This window comes from Acidovorax sp. A79, assembly GCF_041154505.1.
Taxonomy (GTDB): domain Bacteria; phylum Pseudomonadota; class Gammaproteobacteria; order Burkholderiales; family Burkholderiaceae_C; genus Acidovorax.
In genome coordinates, this window is sequence record NZ_AP028672.1 from 4,832,431 (window position 1) to 4,847,975 (window position 15,545).

A 15,545-nucleotide genomic window follows, 5' to 3' on the forward strand; every position below is an offset into this window, starting at 1 on the left:
TTCCTTGTGGGAGGGGAGCTGGGCGCCGCATGCGGCGCCGCGCGAAAGCTGCGGGTCAATCGAGCCCGCCCTGGCAGACGTACTTGGTGTGCAGGTAGTCGTCGAGGCCGTGCGTGGAGCCCTCGCGGCCGTAGCCCGACTCCTTCACGCCGCCAAACGGCGCGGCCTCCGCCGCCAGCGCCCCTTCGTTGACGCCCACGATGCCCGTCTCCAGCGCATCGGCCACGCGCCAGATGCGGCGCACGTCCTGGCTGTAGAAGTACGCGGCCAGCCCGAAGGGCGTGTCGTTGGCGGCGGCGATCACTTCCTCTTCGGTGTCGAACACGGTCAGCGGCGCCACGGGGCCGAAGGTCTCTTCGCAGGCGCAGGCCATGGTGGCGTCGGCGCCGGCGAGCACGGTGGGCGCGTAGTAGGTGGCGCCCAGCTCGGCCAGGCGCCTGCCGCCCGTGAGCACCTTCGCCCCCTTGGCCACCGCGTCATTCACGTGGCGCTCGATCTTCTGCACGGCGCGGCCGTTGATCATGGGGCCGATCTGCGAGGCCGGGTCGCTGGCCGGGCCGACCTGCAGCGCCGCCACGCGCGCCGCGAGCTGGTGGGCGAACGCCTCGAACACGCGGCGCTGCACGAACACGCGGTTGGGGCACACGCAGGTCTGGCCGCCGTTCCTGAACTTGGCGGCCATGAAGCCGTCCACGGCGGCGCCGACGTCGGCGTCCTCGAACACGATGAAGGGCGCGTTGCCGCCGAGTTCGAGAGAGAGTTTCTTGAGCGTCTCCGCGCTGCGCCGCGCCAGGTGCTTGCCCACGGGGGTGGAGCCCGTGAAGGTGATCTTGCGCACGCGGCTGTCGTCGAGCCACACGTCCACCACCTCGGGCGTCTTCTCGCGCGAGGCGGTGACGATGTTGAGCACCCCCGGCGGCACGCCGGCCTCGTGCGCGAGCAGCACCAGGGCCAGGGAGGTCAGCGGCGTGTCCTCGGCGGGCTTGCAGACCACGGTGCAGCCGGCGGCCAGGGCCGGGGCGATCTTGCGCGCGATCATCGCGGCCGGGAAGTTCCACGGCGTGATGGCGGCCACCACGCCCACGGGCTCGCGCAGGGCGAACATGCGCCGGCCCGGCACCGGCGCGGGGATGACCTCGCCGTTCATGCGCGTGGCCTCTTCGGCGAACCATTCGATGTAGCTGGCGGCGTAGGCCACTTCGCCCTTGCCCTCGGCCAGGGGCTTGCCCTGCTCGCGCGAGATGAGCTTGCCCAGGTCGTCCTGGTGGGCCAGCACGAGGTCGTTCCAGTGCTTGATGATGGCGGCGCGCTGCTTGGCGGGCAGCTTGCGCCAGGCGGGAAATGCGGCGTGGGCCGCGTCCAGGGCCGCCAGCGCATCGCCAGCGCCGGAGTCCGGCACGCAAGCGATGGTGTCGCCGGTGGCGGGGTCGGTCACGTCAAGCCGGGCGCCGGTGGCCACGGTCCATTCGCCACCGATGAAGTTGGCGCTGCGGATCAGCGCGGGGCGGGTGAGGGTCAGGGGCATGGTTTTCAATGAAATAGGCCGAAAGCGCTTGTTCAACAAGCGCAAGATGCTATGTTTTTGGGAGCAAATTCTCAGGACACGATGCCCAGGTGCCAGGGCACGAACTCGTGGTCGCCCAGGCCCAGGGCCTCGCTCTTGGTGGCCTCGCCGCTCGCGTGGCGCAGGATCTGCTCGAAGATCTTCCGGCCCATCTCGGGCACGCTGCATTCGCCGTCCACGATCACGCCGCAGTTGATGTCCATGTCCTCTTCGAGGCGCTGGTACATGGGCGTGTTGCTGGCCAGCTTGATGGTGGGCGCGGGCTTGCTGCCGAACATGGAGCCGCGCCCCGTGGTGAAGCAGATGAGCTGCGCGCCGCTGGCGATCTGGCCGGTGGAGGCCACGGGGTCGTAGCCGGGCGAGTCCATGAACACGAAGCCATGCTCGGTGATGGGTTCGGCGTATTCGTACACCGCGCGCAGCGGCGTGGTGCCGCCCTTCATGGCCGAGCCCAGCGACTTCTCGAAGATGTTGGCCAGGCCGCCGGCCTGGTTGCCATGGCCCACCACGCCGTTGAACTGGGCGTTCTGGCCCGCGGTGTAGCGTTCCCACCAGGCCAGGCGGTCCAGCAGCTTCTGGCCCACGGCGGGGCTGATGGCGCGGCGCGTGAGCATGAACTCCACGCCGTGGATCTCGGGCGTTTCCGACAGGATGGCCGTGCCGCCGTGGCGCACCAGGATGTCCATGGCCGCGCCCAGCGCGGGGTTGGCGGTGATGCCCGAGAAACCGTCCGAGCCGCCGCATTCCAGTCCGATCTTGAGGTGGCTCGCGCTCACGGTGCTGCGCCGCGCCTGGTTGGCGATGGGCAGCATCTCCTCGATGGCCGCGATGCCCGCCGCGATGGTGGCGCGCGTGCCGCCCACGTCCTGCATCACCAGCGTGCGCATGAGCTTGCCTTCCTGCAGCCCTTGCGACTCCACCAGGGAGGCGACCTGGTTGCGCTCGCAGCCCAGGCCCACGATGAGCACGCCCGCCAGGTTGGGGTGGCGCGCATAGCCCGCCAGCGTGCGGCGCAGCACGTCGAAGTGCTCGCTGGGCGAGGACATGCCGCAGCCGCTGGTCTGCGCGAAGGCGGCCACGCCGTCCACGTGCGGAAAGTCGGCCAGGCGCTCGGGCGTGAAGTGCGCGGCGATGTTCTTGATCACGGTGGCCGAGCAGTTCACCGACGACAGGATGCCGATGAAGTTGCGCGTGCCCACGCCGCCGTCCGCGCGCACGAAGCCCTGGAAGGTGGCGCGCTCGCCCTCGGGCACGTACGCCACGGGCCGCACGTCGGCGCCAAACGCCGGGTCGCGGTAGTGCTCCACCAGCCGCAGGTTGTGGCTGTGCACGTAGTCGCCGGGCTCCAGGTCGCGCGTGGCGACGCCGATCACGGTGTCGTACTTCTTGACCTGCTCGCCCTCGGCGATGCGGCGCGCGGCGATCTTGTGGCCCGCGGGCACCTGGGCGCGCGTGCGCACGCCGAGTTCGGGAATCTCCTGCCCCAGCGCCAGCGCCGTCTTGGCGACGAGCACGTTGTCGTGGGGGTGCAGGTGCAGCAGCGGGCTGGCGAGCAGGCCGGGGGCCGTGGGGGCGTTCATCGTGGGCCTTGTGGTGGGGGTGTGATTCTGGTGGCTGCGGGGCTCAACTGCGCATCAGCTCTCGCAGCTTGAGTTTTTCGATGAGCACGGTCTCCTTGGCGTAGACCGTGTTCACGTACTTTTCGTAGTCAGGGCCGTCCAGGTACAGCAGCGGCGCGTCGAGCTTGTCGGCCACGGCCTTGAATTCGGGGCTGGCCACGGCCTGCTTGAAGGCTTCACGCAGCCGGGCGGCGATGGCGGGGTCCAGGCCCCGGGGCGCGCCGATGCCGTTGGGAGCGTCCACCACCACGTCATAACCGGATTCGCGCAGCGTCGGGACCTCCTTGAAGCGGGCCGTGCGCTGCTCGCCCCAGGTGGCCAGCAGGCGCAGCTTGCCGGCCTCCACATGCGGCGCCCACGAGCTGGAGTCGGCGAGCGCGTCCACGTGGCCGCCCAGCACGCCCTGCAGCGCCTCGGCGCCGCCCTTGTAGGGCACGTGGTTGAGCTGGATGCCCGCGGCGCCCGCGAACTCCTCCATGCCCACATGCGTGGCGCCGCCCACGCCGGCGTGGGCATAGGTCACCTTGCCGGGGTGGGCCTTGGCGTGCTGCACGAAGTCCTTGAGCGTCTTGAACGGCGAGCTGGCGGGCACGGCGATGCCGAAGGTCTGGCCCGAGGTGCGCGCGAGGTAGGTGAAGTCCTTGCGCGGGTCGGCCTGCAGCGTGCCCAGCTGCGAGAAGCGCGTGACCGAGATCGGGATCTGGCCGACGGTGTAGCCGTCGGGCCTGGCCGAGGCCAGCGCCTTGGCGCCGATCATGCCGGACGCGCCCACCTTGTTTTCCACCGCGATGCTCTGGCCCAGCACCCGGCCCGCCACCGCGCACAGCGCGCGCATCGACTGGTCGGCCGTGCCGCCCGCGGGCCAGGGGCAGATGAAGGTGAGGGGGCGCTCGGGCCAGGCCTGGGCGAAAAGGCTGCCGGACGGGGTGGCCGTCAGTGCGCTGGCGCTCAATGCGCCCAGCACGAACTGGCGCCTTGCGATGCGGGGGGTGTTGTGCATGCCTGTCTCCTGTTGTTTGTGGGGTCGGGAGCCGCCATTGTTCAGAACCGGTGCATAACAATCCAATGAAGATATGGACTGGCTTCATTGCCTTGAAGTAATGTATCGAGCCCGCCAGAAAGAAGACCACGATGGCCAAGATCGACCGCGTACTGCGCTCCAACCTCAAGCTGCGCCACCTGCAGATGCTCGTGGCGCTCGACCAGTTCCGCCACCTGGGCCGCGCGGCGGAGTTCCTGTCGGTCACGCAGCCGGCGGTCTCCAAGACGCTGGCCGAGATCGAGCGCATGTTCGGCCTGCCGCTGTTCGAGCGCTCCACGCGCGGCACCGAGCCCACGGCCGCGGGCGCGAGCGTGGTGCGCTTCGCCCGTTCGGTGCTGGCGGGGTATGACCGCACGCGCGACGAAATCGCCGCCGAGGCCAGTGGTGCCGTGGGCCGCACCAGCGTGGGGGCCATGGTGGCGGCCACGCCGGTGCTGCTGGCGCAGGCGGTGGAGCTGCTCAAGGCGCGGTCCCGCCGCACCACGGTGCTGATCGACGAAGGGGACCTCACGCGCCTGCTGCCCAAGCTGCGCCTGGGCGAGCTGGACCTGTTCGTGGGCCGCCTGGAGCCCGGCTATGCCTCGCCCGACCTGGAGACCGAGGCCCTGTATGGCGACCCCATGGTGGCCGTGGCGCACCCCACGCACCCTTTGGCCCGCAAGCGCAAGGTCGGGTGGGCCGAGGTGGCCGCGCAGCCGTGCGTGCTGCCCCCACCCTGGGCGTCGCTGCGGGTGAAGCTGGAACAGCAGTTCTTCGCGCACGGCCTGCACCCGCCGCAGGACATCATCGAATCGGCGTCCTTCCTGTCGCAGATCAGCTTCGTCCAGCAGCGCGGCGCCGTGGCCTTCATGGCGCGCACGGTGGGCCGGCATTACGCCGCGCAGGGGCTGGTGGCCGTGCTTGCGCTGCCCGTGCCGGTGGACCTGCCTCCCGTGGGGCTGATCACGCTGCGCGGGCAAAGGCCCACACCCACCACGGGATTGCTGGTGGAATGCTTGCGGGAGGTGGCTGCGGGCATCCAGGGAAAGGGAACGCGGCGGCCGCGGTGAAGGCGATATGCTGTCCTCATGCCGCCCGTGACTCCGGATCTCATTCCCCCGCGCGAAGACCCCGCCGGCCTGCCGTCCACGCCGGACGGGACCGGCGCGCAGCAGGACCCGGCCCTGCTGCGCCGCCTGCTGCGGGCGAAGGACCACATGGACGCCGCCTCGCACGAAGCGTGGCCGGTGAAGCGGCTGGCCCGGGTCAGCGGCGTCTCCGACGCCCATTTCGCGCGCTCGTTCCGGCAGGCCTTCGGCATTCCGCCGCACCGCTATTTGCTCACCCGGCGCATCGAGCAGGCGACCACGCTGCTGCGGGACACGGACCTTCCCATCACCGAGATCGCCTATGCCACCGGCTGGGAAAGCCTGGGCACTTTCGGCCGCACGTTCCGGGACGTCACCGGAAAAAGCCCGAGCACCCTGCGCATCGACGCCCGGCACGAGGCGCAGCAGCTGGGCAGCGTGCCCGCCTGTTTTCTGAAGGCCGCGCAGCGCCCGGACCTTGCCACCGCAGTTTCGGAGAAGCGCCGCCGCCTGGCGGAGGGTACAAACCGGCCCTCAACCAAGGAGATGTGATGAGCCAAGGTATCGGTGTGGTGGGTGTGTATGTCAACGACCAGGACGAAGCCCTGGCGTTCTATGTCGACAAGCTCGGATTCCGCGTCCACACGGACGTGCGCAATGGTGCCTACCGGTGGCTGACGGTGCAGCACCCCGAGCAGCCGGCGTTTCAGCTCGGCCTGTTCACGCCGGGGCCGCCGATGCACGACGAGGCCACGGCCCAGGCGCTGCGCGCCATGGTGGCCAAGGGGGCGATGCCGCCGCTGGTCCTGCATGTGCGCGACTGCCGCGCCGCATGCGCGCACATGCGCGCCCAGGGCGTGGAGTTCACCCAGGAGCCGGTGGACCGGTTCGGCCAGGTGGATGCGGGGTTCCGCGACCCGGCGGGCAACGGCTGGAAGATGATCCAGGCCGCGGGAGGCCCGCAATGAGCCGGGGCCAGGGCGTGCGGCGGTTTCACCGCTGGGCGTCGATGGCCTTCACGCTGGCCGTCGTCGCGAATTTCGCGGCGATGGCCCTGCGGGAGGGCAGCCCGCCGCCCTGGGTGACCTATGCGCCGCTGCCCCCTCTGGGCCTGCTGCTGCTGACAGGGCTGTACCTGCTGGCGCAGCCCGGCCTCCAGCGGTTCGGGGCGTGGTGGTCTTCTTCTGCAGGGGCGCGGCCGGCTCCGCCGCCCGTGTGAACCCACGCCGGCACTGCGCGCGGCCCGGCGCAAATGCCGTGCGCGGGCACGCGCCCCGGGGGCGCGGGGCGAGGGCCTACCCCTTGGAAACCAGCGCCGCGATGGCCGCGCCCACCTGCGTGGTGTCGGCCGAGCCGCCCAGGTCCGGCGTGCGCGGCCCGCTGCGCAGGACCTCCTCGATGGCCGCCACGATCGCATCGTGCGCCTGCCGCCCCGCGCCCTGGCCCTGGGTGAGGAAGTCCAGCATCAGCGCGCCCGACCAGATCATCGCGATGGGGTTGGCGATGTTCTTGCCGTAGATGTCCGGCGCCGAGCCGTGCACGGGCTCGAACAGGCTGGGGAACGTGCGCTCGGGGTTCAGGTTGGCCGAGGGCGCCAGGCCGATGGTGCCCGTGGTGGCGGGGCCCAGGTCGGAGAGGATGTCGCCGAACAGGTTGGTGGCGGCCACCACGTCGAAGCGCCCGGGCTGCAGCACGAAGCGCGCGGTGAGGATGTCGATGTGCTGCTTGTCCAGCGTGATCTCGGGGTAGTCCTTGGCGACTTCCTCGGCGCGCTGGTCCCACCAGGGCATGCTGATGGCGATGCCGTTGCTCTTGGTGGCCAGGGTCACGTGCTTGCGCGGGCGGCTCTGGGCCAGGTCGAACGCGAACTTCAGCAGGCGGTTGGCGCCATGGCGCGAGTAGACCGATTCCTGGATCACGATCTCGCGGTCGGTGCCTTCGTACATGATGCCGCCGAGCGAGGTGTACTCGCCCTCGGTGTTCTCGCGCACCACGTAGTAGTCGATGTCGCCGGGCTTCCTGCCCGCCAGCGGGCACGGCACGCCCTCGAACAGGCGCACGGGGCGCAGGTTGATGTACTGGTCGAATTCGCGGCGGAACTTGAGCAGCGACCCCCACAGCGAGACGTGGTCGGGCACGGTGGCGGGCCAGCCGACGGCGCCGAAGAAGATGGCGTCCATGCCCGAGAGCTGGGCTTTCCAGTCGTCGGGCATCATTTTTCCGTGGGCGGCGTAGTAGTCGCAGCTGGCCCAGTCGATGGTGGTGGTCTCCAGCGGGATGCCGAAGCGCTGGGCGGCGGCCTGCACCGCGCGCAGGCCTTCGGGCATGACTTCCTTGCCAATGCCGTCGCCGGGGATGACGGCGATCTTGTAGGGGGTGTTGGTGCTCATTCGGGGTCCTTGGTGCCTGGGGAAGAGAAAGAAGGGAAAAGAAAGCCAGGGGGAATCAGCACGGATTGTTTGGCAGTGCGGCAAAAAATACAATCCGGCAACTGTGCTCATATTCTTCACACATCGTGCATAAAAATCCGGCCACCGACGACCTGCGCGTGTTCACCGTGGTGGTGCGCAAATCGAGTTTTGGCGACGCGGCGGCGGAGCTGGGCACCTCGCCCGCGTACGTGAGCAAGCGCATCCGCCTGCTGGAGCAGGAACTGGCCGTGAAGCTCCTGCACCGCACCACGCGGCGCGTGGCCGTGACGGAGGAGGGCGAGCGTGTCTTCCACTGGGCGCAGCGCATCCTGGACGACATGGATCAGTTGCTGCAGGAGGTGGCCATCACCCGGCGCGAGCCGCGTGGTCAGCTGCGGGTGAGCAGCAGCTTTGGCTTTGGCCGCCAGATCGTGGCGCCCGCGCTGTCGCGGCTGGTGGAGCAGCACCCCGGCCTGCAGGTGCGGCTGGAAGTGTTCGACCGGCTGGTGGACGTGGCCGGCGAAGGGTTCGACCTGGACGTGCGCGTGGGCGACGAGATCGCTCCGCACCTGATCGCCCGCCGTCTGGCGGACAACCACCGCGTGCTGTGCGCGGCGCCCGCCTACCTGGCGAGCTACGGCACGCCGCGCGCGCTGGCGGAGCTGTCCAGCCACGACTGCCTGGTGATCAAGGAGCGCGACCACCCGTTCGGCGTGTGGCGGCTGCGCAGCGGCGCGGTGGACGAGACGGTGAAGGTGCGCGGCCCGCTGTCGGCCAACAACGGCGAGATGGCGGTGCAGTGGGCGGTGGACGGGCGCGGCATCGTGCTGCGTTCGCTGTGGGACGTGGGGGCGCACCTGCGTGCGGGAAGGCTGGTGCAGGTGCTGCCCGACTGGCGGCAGGAGGCCAACGTCTGGGCCGTGTACCCCACGCGGCTGGACCGCTCGGCCAAGGTGCGGGTGTGCGTGGAGTTCCTGGAGGTGTACTTCCGCCAGGAAGCGGGGCGCCTGCAGGGCATGCCCGGGACGGCCTGAGGCCGGCCGGGGCTGCCATGGGCCGGCGCGGCGCGGGCGCCGCTGCCGGTGCCGCCCCACGGCGGCCCGCGCCCGCCGTTCAGCGGGTCCCGAGCAGCGCGGGCAGCTGCGCGGCCAGCGCGTCGATGACGACGCGCGTGCGCCGTGGCAGGGCGCGCGCCTGGGGCCAGACGGCGTGCAGCTCGTAGCCGAAGGGGCGTGCCTCGTCGAACACCTTCACCAGCGTGCCGGCCGCCACCGGCTCGGCCGCCAGCCACTTGGGCAGCCGCGCGATGCCCAGCCCCGCCGCCGCCGTGGCGGCCACCACTTCCAGGCTGTCGCAGCGCACGCGCGCGGGCACCGCGAACGTGCGCGGCTCGCCCGTGGCGTCATCGCGGTAGTGCCAGGGCTTGAGCCCGTCGTCGCGTCCGTAGCTGGCGAAGGCGTGGCGGGGCGCCTCGGCCTGCAGCGCCGCCCAGCTTGCCGGCCGGCCGTGCCGCGCCAGGTAGTCCGGCGCGGCATACAGGCCCATCCATTGATGCCCGAGCGGGCGGGCCGCGAGCGTGCTGCTGTCGTCCAGCACCCCGCTGCGGATGGCCAGATCGATCCGCTCTTCCACCAGGTCCACCCGCCGGTCGCTGAAGTGCAGGTCCAGCCGCAGGCCGGTGTGCTCGCGCGCCAGGCCCAGCAGCACGGGCGCGACGCAGGCGCGGCCGAACAGCGCCGGCATGCTCATGCGCAGGGTGCCCACGGGCTCGTGGCGGCCGGCCTCCACGGCGGCATCGGCCGCGTCGAGTTCGGCCAGCGCGCGGCGGCAGCGTTCGTAGTAGGCCTGTCCGTCGTCGGTCAGGCTCTGGCTGCGCGTGGTGCGGTGGAACAGCCGCACCCCGAGCCGCTGTTCCAGCCGCGCGATGCCCTTGCCCACCGCCGAGCGGGTGCGGTGCAGCCGCGCCGCCGCCAGCGCGAAGCTGCCGGCCTCCACGGCCGCCACGAAGGCCTCGATTCCCTGCAAACGTTCGTTCATTGGAGAATTTTGCTATCCAGCCATGGGAAAAACAAGAACCACTGGCATCCATGAAGCGCCAATAGCATCGAAATCCCTTTCTTTCCCTGGAACTCGACGATGCACGACACACCCGCCACCCTCCAGCGCTGGCAACTGCCCCGCTTCGGCCTCGCCCACCTGGAGCGCACCGAGGCGCCCATGCCCGCGCCCGGGCCGAGCCAGATCCTGGTGCGCACCGAGGCCGTGGCCCTCAACTACCGCGACCTGCTGATGGCGCAGGACGGCATGGGCATGCCGCTGGAGTTTCCGTTCACCCCCGCCTCGGACCTGGCCGGCACGGTGTTGGCCGTGGGCGCGGGCATCACCCGCTGGCGCCCCGGCGACCGGGTGCTGAGCACCTTCTGGGGCGGCTGGCTGGAGGGCGAGCGCCCCGCTGCTGCCGTGGCCCTGGGCGCGCCGGGGCCGGGCATGCTGGCCTCGCACGTGCTGCTGGAGGCGGACTGGGCGGTGGCCGCGCCGGCCACGCTGGGCGCCGCCGCCGCGAGCACCCTGCCCATCGCCGGGCTCACGGCCTGGTTCGCGCTGGTGGAGACCGGCCACGTGCGCGCCGGGCAGGCCGTGCTCATCCATGGCACCGGCGGCGTGGCGCTGTTCGGCGTGCAGATCGCGCGCCAGCACGGGGCCGTGCCCATCGTGGTCTCGGGCGATGCGGGCAAGCGCGAACAGGTGCTCGCCCTGGGCGCCGCCCATGCGCTGGCGCGCGAGGCCGACTGGCCCGCGCAGGTGCGGGCGCTGACCGGGGGGCAGGGCGCCGACCATGTGCTGGAGACGGTGGGCGGCCCCAACCTGGGCCGGTCGATGCAGGCGCTGCGCCACGGCGGGCGCGTGTCGGTCATCGGCACCCTGGCCGGCGACACGGTGAGTGCGTCGGTCTACAGCTTCCTGCTGGGGCGGGCCACCGTGCAGGGCATTGGTGTGGGCCACCGCCGCGCGCTGGAGGACCTGGTGCGCGCGGTGGATGCCACCGGGCTGCAGCCGGTGATCGCGGGCGAGTATGGCGCCGACGAAGTGCCGGCTGCTTTCGCGCACCTGCAGCGCGGCGCGTTCGGCAAGGTGGTGGTGCGCTTCTGAGCGGGTGCGCCAAGGAGCGTGTGGATGCGATATTTCAAGTAAAAATAGCCACCGGCGCTTGTCGATCAAGCGCTGGCAGCTATTGAATTGATAGTAAATCGCCGGGTGGCGAGGCGGGCGGTCAGCCGGCGAGCGCGGCCTTGACGGCGGCGGACACCTGGCCCATGTCGGCCTTGCCGGCCAGGCGGGTCTTGACCACGCCCATGACCTTGCCCATGTCGCCCGGGCCCGCGGCGCCCAGCTCGGCCACGATGGCCTTGACGGCGGCCAGGGTCTCGTCGGCCGACATGCGCTCGGGCAGGTAGGCCTGCAGCACGGCCATCTCTGCCTTCTCCTTGTCGGCCAGGTCCTGGCGGCCCGCGCCCTCGAAGGCGGTGATCGAGTCCTTGCGCTGCTTGATGAGCTTGTCCACGATGGCGACCACGGCCGCATCGTCCAGCACGATGCGCTCGTCCACTTCCCTTTGCTTCATCGCGGCCTGCAGCAGGCGGATGGTGCCCAGGCGCTCGCTGTCCTTGGCGCGCATGGCGGTCTTCATGTCTTCGGTGATCTGGTCCTTGAGGCTCATGATGGCTTCCTTTTTATGGGGTTTCAGACAGGGACGGAGGGTTTGCACAAAGCCCCTCTGGCCAGGCGCAGCGCCGCAGGCAGTAGTCTTCTTGCTACGGCAAGGCGCTGCAACGACGCCAGAGGGGCTTTGTGCAAGCCCGGAAAAGCAAAAACCCGCGCTTGGCGTCCCTAGCGCGGGTTCTGGGACCCAAGCAAGAAGGCTTGGGGCCGAAGATCCATCAGTACATCTTCTTGGGCAGTTGCATGCTGCGAACGCGCTTGTAGTGGCGCTTCACGGCGGCTGCCTTCTTGCGCTTGCGCTCGGCGGTGGGCTTCTCGTAGAACTCACGGGCGCGCAGGTCGGTCAGCAGGCCGAGCTTTTCAATGGTGCGCTTGAAGCGGCGCAGGGCGACGTCAAAGGGTTCGTTTTCTTTTACGCGGATCGTAGTCATTAGCTAATGGTTTCCAAAATGTTGCCCGCAGAGGGTCTTGGGGAGATCGGGCCTCAAGACCGTGCGTGGCGGTTTCCCCGTCTGTAACTAGTATTTGGCCGACGGGGCATTGCCAGCAAAGCCGGAGATTATAGCTGAAGCGGGTTCCGCCTTGGGGTGCTTCGTGCTTCCCCCCTCTCGCGGCACGGGTGGCGGGGTCCCGCCAATCGCCCGGCACGGGCTCCCTGGCAGGGCCGCGCCGACTTTCCGGGGGAGGGGCTCGGCGTCGGCGAACCGGGCGCATCGCAGGCGGGTCGGCGAAATGGCGTGGAAATTGCTTCATGTTGTAACACTCATCTTCCACGGTCGGTGGGCTGCCCGGGTCATCCGCCCGGGCGGGCCTTCGCCGCAGACACCATGGCATTCATGCACCGCGTATCGGGCTGGCTGGGCCGCCTCAGTGTGGGCCGCAAGCTCATGCTCATCTATCTGCTCGACCTGTCGGCGGTGATCTATGTCTCCAGCATCCTGATCCACGAAAAGTACGTGGCCATCGATTTCACGCGCAAGGAAATCGTGGGCACCACCTATGCGGCGGTGCTGCGCGACGGGCTCATGGGGCAGTTCCTCGATGCATCGCAGCAGCCGCCGCTCGTGGCGGACGTTCTTGCGCGGCTGGCGGGCGTGCGTGCGGCCCACGACGAGCAGCTGCATACCGAGGAGCAGGGCGAGCGCTTCAGCGGGGTGCTGCAGCAGCTGGCCGCCCACCCGCTGGCGGCCACCGATGCGCCGTCCCTCACCCGGCTGCGCAGCCAGCTGCTGCGCGACGGCCGAGAACTGCTCACCACCGTGGGCAACCAGTCCAACCTGATCCTGGACCCGGACCTGGACAGCTACTACGGCATGTCGCTGGTGGTGCTGCGCTTCCCCGAGCTGCTGCAGGCGGTGCACGACACCGTGGTGTTTCTCCATGCCGCGCCCGCGGGGCGCGGGCCGCAGTGGTCCTCCGAACTGCTCACGCTGGTGGGCCGGCTCGACGCGGTGATGCAGGGCATCGAGTCGGACTACAACCAGGCCTTCATCGCGGGCTCTCCCGAGATGCGCACGGCCCTGATGGGCCAGCGCGAGGCGCTCAAGGCCTCGCTGGAGAGCTTCCAGGCGCTGCTGCAGGGCGTGGCGGCGGGCGAATCGCGCCTGACCCTGGCCCAGGTGGGGGCGCAGCAGGCGCAGGTGCTGGGCGCCCTGCGCGATGCCTGGGCGGTGGGCATCGTCGACCTGGAGCGGTTGCTCAACCGCCGGGTGGACGGGCTGTACGCGCGCATGTGGCTGCACCTGGGCACCGCGCTCGTGCTGCTGGGCTGCATCCTCTCTCTGGTGACGCTGGTGGCCCGGCAGATCGCCAAGCCGCTGCAGCAACTGGCGCGCGTGGCCGATGAGGTGCGCAAGAGCGGCGACCACACCCTGCGGGCCCACTGGAGCAGCAGCGACGAGATCGGCCGGCTGGTCACGGCCTTCAACGACATGCTGGCCCAGCTGGACCGCGAACGCCTGCTGCAGCAGGAGCTGGCGGCCAGCGCCCGCGCGGCCGAGGCCCAGCGCGAGCTGGTGGAGGCCTTCCCCATCCCCATGGTCGTCACCTCCATCCCCGAGCACGAGGTGCTGCATTCCAACGCCCCCGCCGCCCACTGGCTCAATGACCGCAAGACCGACCCGTGGGCCGCAGGGCTGGAGCCGGGCGTGCGCGCGCGCTTCTTCCAGCGCCTGGCGGACCAGGGCTCGGTGGACGAGTTCGAGGTGCGCTGGAAGGGCAGCCCCGAGCCCTCCTGGGCGGTGCTGTCGGCGCGGCGGCTGCAGTTCCAGGGGCGCGACTCGGTGCTCACGGCCTTCACGCCCATCAACGTGCTCAAGGTCATGGAGCAGCGCCTGGAGCTGTGGGCCAAGGTGTTCGAGGCGTCGTCCGAGGGCATCATCATCATGAATGCCGACCAGCAGATCATCAGCGTGAACAAGGCGTTCTGCCGCAGCACGCACTACGACTTCTACGAGGTGCTGGGCGAAGACCTGGGCTTCCTGCTGGAGGAGTCCGGCGGCGAGCCCCTGTCCACCCAGATCCGCCGCACCATGCTCGACAAGGAGTCCTGGCAGGGCGAGGTGCGGTTTCGCCGCCGTTCGGGCGAAACCTACCCGGCCTGGCTCATGGTGTCGGCCGTGCGCGAGGGCAAGGGCGGCGGCGCCGTGGCCAACCACATCGGCATCGCCATCGACATCACGGACCGCAAGCGCAGCGAGGAGCGCATCCAGTTCCTTGCGCACCACGACGTGCTCACCGAGCTGCCCAACCGCTCGCTGTGCGTGCAGCGCCTGCAGCTGGCGCTGGCGCAGTCCAGCGTCACCGGCGAGAAGGTCGCCGTGTTGTTCATCGACCTGGACCGCTTCAAGGCCATCAACGACACGCTGGGCCACCACATCGGCGACGGGCTGCTGCGCTCGGTGGCCGGGCGCCTCACGCAGGCCGTGCGCAGCCGCGACACCGTCAGCCGCCTGGGCGGCGACGAGTTCGTGGTGGTGATGCGCGACGTGGCCGGGCGCGAGGACGTGCAGCAGCTCGTGGAGCGGCGCCTCATCCCCCTCATCCGCCAGAGCCACCCGGTGGAGGGGCATGAACTCAATGTGTCATGCAGCGTGGGCATCGCCGTGTACCCCGAGGACGGCGGCGACATCGACGAGCTGATGCGCCGCGCCGATGCGGCGATGTACGAGGCCAAGACCACGGGCCGCGACATGGCGCTGTTCTATTCGGCCGAAACGGACCAGCGCGCGCTGGCCCGCCAGTCCATGGAACAGCACCTGCGCCGCGCGCTGGAGCGCCATGAGCTGAGCCTGCACTACCAGCCCCGGGTGAGCGCCAAGAGCGGCGGCCTGCTGGGGGTGGAGGCCCTGCTGCGCTGGAACAGCCCCACGCTGGGCGCCATCCCGCCCAGCGAGTTCATCCCCATCGCCGAGGAGACCGGCATGATCCGCGCGATGGGCGGCTGGGTGCTGCAGCAGGCCTGCGAGCAGTGGGCGCGCTGGCAGGCACCGCCCGCCGGCCATCCCGCCGGGCGTGCGCCGGCCCACCCGCTGTCGGACGTCTCCATCTCGGTCAACCTCTCGGCCGCGCAACTGGCGGACCCGCAACTGGTGGCCGACATCGAGGCGCTGCTGGCCCGCACCGGCATGCCCGCCCACCGGCTCGAACTGGAAATCACCGAGTCGCAGCTCATGGACAACGCCCACGCGGCCGAGCAGCAGCTGGCCGCGCTCAAGTCGCTGGGCGTGCAACTGTCCATCGACGATTTCGGAACCGGCTACTCCAGCCTGGCCTATCTGAAGCGCTTTGACATCGACCGGCTCAAGGTCGACAAGTCCTTCGTGCACGACATGCTGAGCAACCCCGCCGACATGGCGATCACGCGGGCCATCATCGCCCTGGGCCACACGCTGGGGCTGCGCATCGTGGCCGAGGGCGTGGAAGACCTGGCCACGGCCCAGGTGCTGAGTGCGCTGGACTGCGAGGAGCTGCAGGGCTACCACTTCAGCCGCCCGCTGCCGCCCGAGGCCCTGCTCGCCTGGGCGTTGCAGCACTGCGTGCTCCATGGCGCGCCAGTGCGCGGGCTGGCTTCCGAGTGCATTCAGCCAGCCTCGCTGGCCGGATGATGTCTCCTCAATGCCG

Annotated in this window: 14 protein-coding genes; 7 read left to right on the top strand and 7 right to left on the bottom strand. The window is 70.1% G+C overall.

The window, feature by feature from the left end:
• Positions 1-55 precede the first annotated feature (55 nt).
• From ACAM51_RS22165 to ACAM51_RS22175, 3 genes are all read right to left on the bottom strand, one after another.
• Positions 56-1,525, bottom strand: a complete 1,470-nt coding sequence (locus ACAM51_RS22165) for an NAD-dependent succinate-semialdehyde dehydrogenase (protein ID WP_369641876.1) — start codon at positions 1,523-1,525, stop codon at positions 56-58.
• Positions 1,526-1,596: 71 nt separating this feature from the next.
• A complete protein-coding gene (locus ACAM51_RS22170) occupies positions 1,597-3,144 on the bottom strand; it encodes a UxaA family hydrolase (protein WP_255591975.1) in 1,548 nt (515 codons plus the stop codon).
• A 43-nt stretch (positions 3,145-3,187) separates the two neighbouring features.
• Positions 3,188-4,183: a tripartite tricarboxylate transporter substrate binding protein gene (locus ACAM51_RS22175; protein WP_218341911.1), complete on the bottom strand. Its 996-nt coding sequence runs from the start codon at positions 4,181-4,183 to the stop codon at positions 3,188-3,190.
• A 131-nt stretch (positions 4,184-4,314) separates the two neighbouring features.
• On the opposite strand from ACAM51_RS22175, the gene ACAM51_RS22180 reads away from it, so the two are divergent.
• The 4 genes from ACAM51_RS22180 to ACAM51_RS22195 are packed head-to-tail and all read left to right on the top strand — an operon-like array spanning position 4,315 to position 6,511.
• Positions 4,315-5,274 carry a LysR substrate-binding domain-containing protein gene (locus tag ACAM51_RS22180; protein WP_369641877.1) on the top strand — a complete coding sequence of 320 codons (960 nt, stop codon included), beginning with the start codon at positions 4,315-4,317 and terminating at the stop codon, positions 5,272-5,274.
• 18 nt (positions 5,275-5,292) lie between these two features.
• Positions 5,293-5,844 carry a helix-turn-helix transcriptional regulator gene (locus ACAM51_RS22185; RefSeq protein WP_218341909.1) on the top strand — a complete coding sequence of 184 codons (552 nt, stop codon included), beginning with the start codon at positions 5,293-5,295 and terminating at the stop codon, positions 5,842-5,844.
• The gene (locus ACAM51_RS22190; protein ID WP_218293848.1) at positions 5,844-6,260 is read left to right on the top strand and encodes a VOC family protein; all 417 of its coding nucleotides are present in this window, start codon (positions 5,844-5,846) and stop codon (positions 6,258-6,260) included. The genes ACAM51_RS22185 and ACAM51_RS22190 overlap by 1 nt, the downstream gene beginning before the upstream one ends.
• Positions 6,257-6,511, top strand: a complete 255-nt coding sequence (locus ACAM51_RS22195) for a hypothetical protein (protein ID WP_369641878.1) — start codon at positions 6,257-6,259, stop codon at positions 6,509-6,511. The genes ACAM51_RS22190 and ACAM51_RS22195 overlap by 4 nt, the downstream gene beginning before the upstream one ends.
• Positions 6,512-6,587: 76 nt before the next feature.
• Here the strand turns inward: ACAM51_RS22195 and ACAM51_RS22200 are convergent, their stop codons facing one another.
• On the bottom strand, positions 6,588-7,682 hold the full coding sequence (locus ACAM51_RS22200; protein ID WP_218293850.1) for a tartrate dehydrogenase: 1,095 nt from the start codon (positions 7,680-7,682) through the stop codon (positions 6,588-6,590).
• 125 nt (positions 7,683-7,807) lie between these two features.
• Here ACAM51_RS22200 and ACAM51_RS22205 point away from each other — a divergent pair, with 125 nt between their 5' ends.
• Positions 7,808-8,737 carry a LysR substrate-binding domain-containing protein gene (locus tag ACAM51_RS22205; RefSeq protein ID WP_369641879.1) on the top strand — a complete coding sequence of 310 codons (930 nt, stop codon included), beginning with the start codon at positions 7,808-7,810 and terminating at the stop codon, positions 8,735-8,737.
• A gap of 79 nt (positions 8,738-8,816) precedes the next feature.
• Here the strand turns inward: ACAM51_RS22205 and ACAM51_RS22210 are convergent, their stop codons facing one another.
• Complete coding sequence (locus ACAM51_RS22210; RefSeq protein WP_369641880.1) at positions 8,817-9,740, bottom strand: LysR substrate-binding domain-containing protein; 924 nt, start codon at positions 9,738-9,740, stop codon at positions 8,817-8,819.
• Between the two features lie 99 nt (positions 9,741-9,839).
• On the opposite strand from ACAM51_RS22210, the gene ACAM51_RS22215 reads away from it, so the two are divergent.
• Positions 9,840-10,853, top strand: coding sequence for an NAD(P)-dependent alcohol dehydrogenase (locus tag ACAM51_RS22215; RefSeq protein WP_369641881.1), 1,014 nt, complete (start codon positions 9,840-9,842; stop codon positions 10,851-10,853).
• A 121-nt stretch (positions 10,854-10,974) separates the two neighbouring features.
• On the opposite strand, the gene ACAM51_RS22220 is transcribed toward ACAM51_RS22215, so the two are convergent.
• The gene (locus ACAM51_RS22220; protein WP_218293854.1) at positions 10,975-11,421 is read right to left on the bottom strand and encodes a GatB/YqeY domain-containing protein; all 447 of its coding nucleotides are present in this window, start codon (positions 11,419-11,421) and stop codon (positions 10,975-10,977) included.
• 220 nt (positions 11,422-11,641) lie between these two features.
• Positions 11,642-11,854: a 30S ribosomal protein S21 gene (rpsU, locus tag ACAM51_RS22225; protein ID WP_005799779.1), complete on the bottom strand. Its 213-nt coding sequence runs from the start codon at positions 11,852-11,854 to the stop codon at positions 11,642-11,644.
• Between the two features lie 396 nt (positions 11,855-12,250).
• On the opposite strand from rpsU, the gene ACAM51_RS22230 reads away from it, so the two are divergent.
• Positions 12,251-15,529 (top strand): EAL domain-containing protein, encoded by a 3,279-nt coding sequence (locus tag ACAM51_RS22230; RefSeq protein WP_369641882.1) that lies wholly within the window; start codon positions 12,251-12,253, stop codon positions 15,527-15,529.
• Positions 15,530-15,545: the final 16 nt, after the last annotated feature.

What these genes read in the sequence shown, in the direction of transcription:
- ACAM51_RS22215 (WP_369641881.1), top strand. Translation starts at nt 9,840, where the DNA reads ATGCACGACACACCCGCCACCCTCCAGCGCTGGCAACTGCCCCGCTTC.
- ACAM51_RS22175 (WP_218341911.1), bottom strand. Translation starts at nt 4,183, where the DNA reads ATGCACAACACCCCCCGCATCGCAAGGCGCCAGTTCGTGCTGGGCGCA.
- rpsU (WP_005799779.1), bottom strand. Translation starts at nt 11,854, where the DNA reads ATGACTACGATCCGCGTAAAAGAAAACGAACCCTTTGACGTCGCCCTG.
- ACAM51_RS22220 (WP_218293854.1), bottom strand. Translation starts at nt 11,421, where the DNA reads ATGAGCCTCAAGGACCAGATCACCGAAGACATGAAGACCGCCATGCGC.
- ACAM51_RS22185 (WP_218341909.1), top strand. Translation starts at nt 5,293, where the DNA reads ATGCCGCCCGTGACTCCGGATCTCATTCCCCCGCGCGAAGACCCCGCC.
- ACAM51_RS22200 (WP_218293850.1), bottom strand. Translation starts at nt 7,682, where the DNA reads ATGAGCACCAACACCCCCTACAAGATCGCCGTCATCCCCGGCGACGGC.
- ACAM51_RS22190 (WP_218293848.1), top strand. Translation starts at nt 5,844, where the DNA reads ATGAGCCAAGGTATCGGTGTGGTGGGTGTGTATGTCAACGACCAGGAC.
- ACAM51_RS22230 (WP_369641882.1), top strand. Translation starts at nt 12,251, where the DNA reads ATGGCATTCATGCACCGCGTATCGGGCTGGCTGGGCCGCCTCAGTGTG.
- ACAM51_RS22165 (WP_369641876.1), bottom strand. Translation starts at nt 1,525, where the DNA reads ATGCCCCTGACCCTCACCCGCCCCGCGCTGATCCGCAGCGCCAACTTC.
- ACAM51_RS22195 (WP_369641878.1), top strand. Translation starts at nt 6,257, where the DNA reads ATGAGCCGGGGCCAGGGCGTGCGGCGGTTTCACCGCTGGGCGTCGATG.
- ACAM51_RS22180 (WP_369641877.1), top strand. Translation starts at nt 4,315, where the DNA reads ATGGCCAAGATCGACCGCGTACTGCGCTCCAACCTCAAGCTGCGCCAC.
- ACAM51_RS22170 (WP_255591975.1), bottom strand. Translation starts at nt 3,144, where the DNA reads ATGAACGCCCCCACGGCCCCCGGCCTGCTCGCCAGCCCGCTGCTGCAC.
- ACAM51_RS22210 (WP_369641880.1), bottom strand. Translation starts at nt 9,740, where the DNA reads ATGAACGAACGTTTGCAGGGAATCGAGGCCTTCGTGGCGGCCGTGGAG.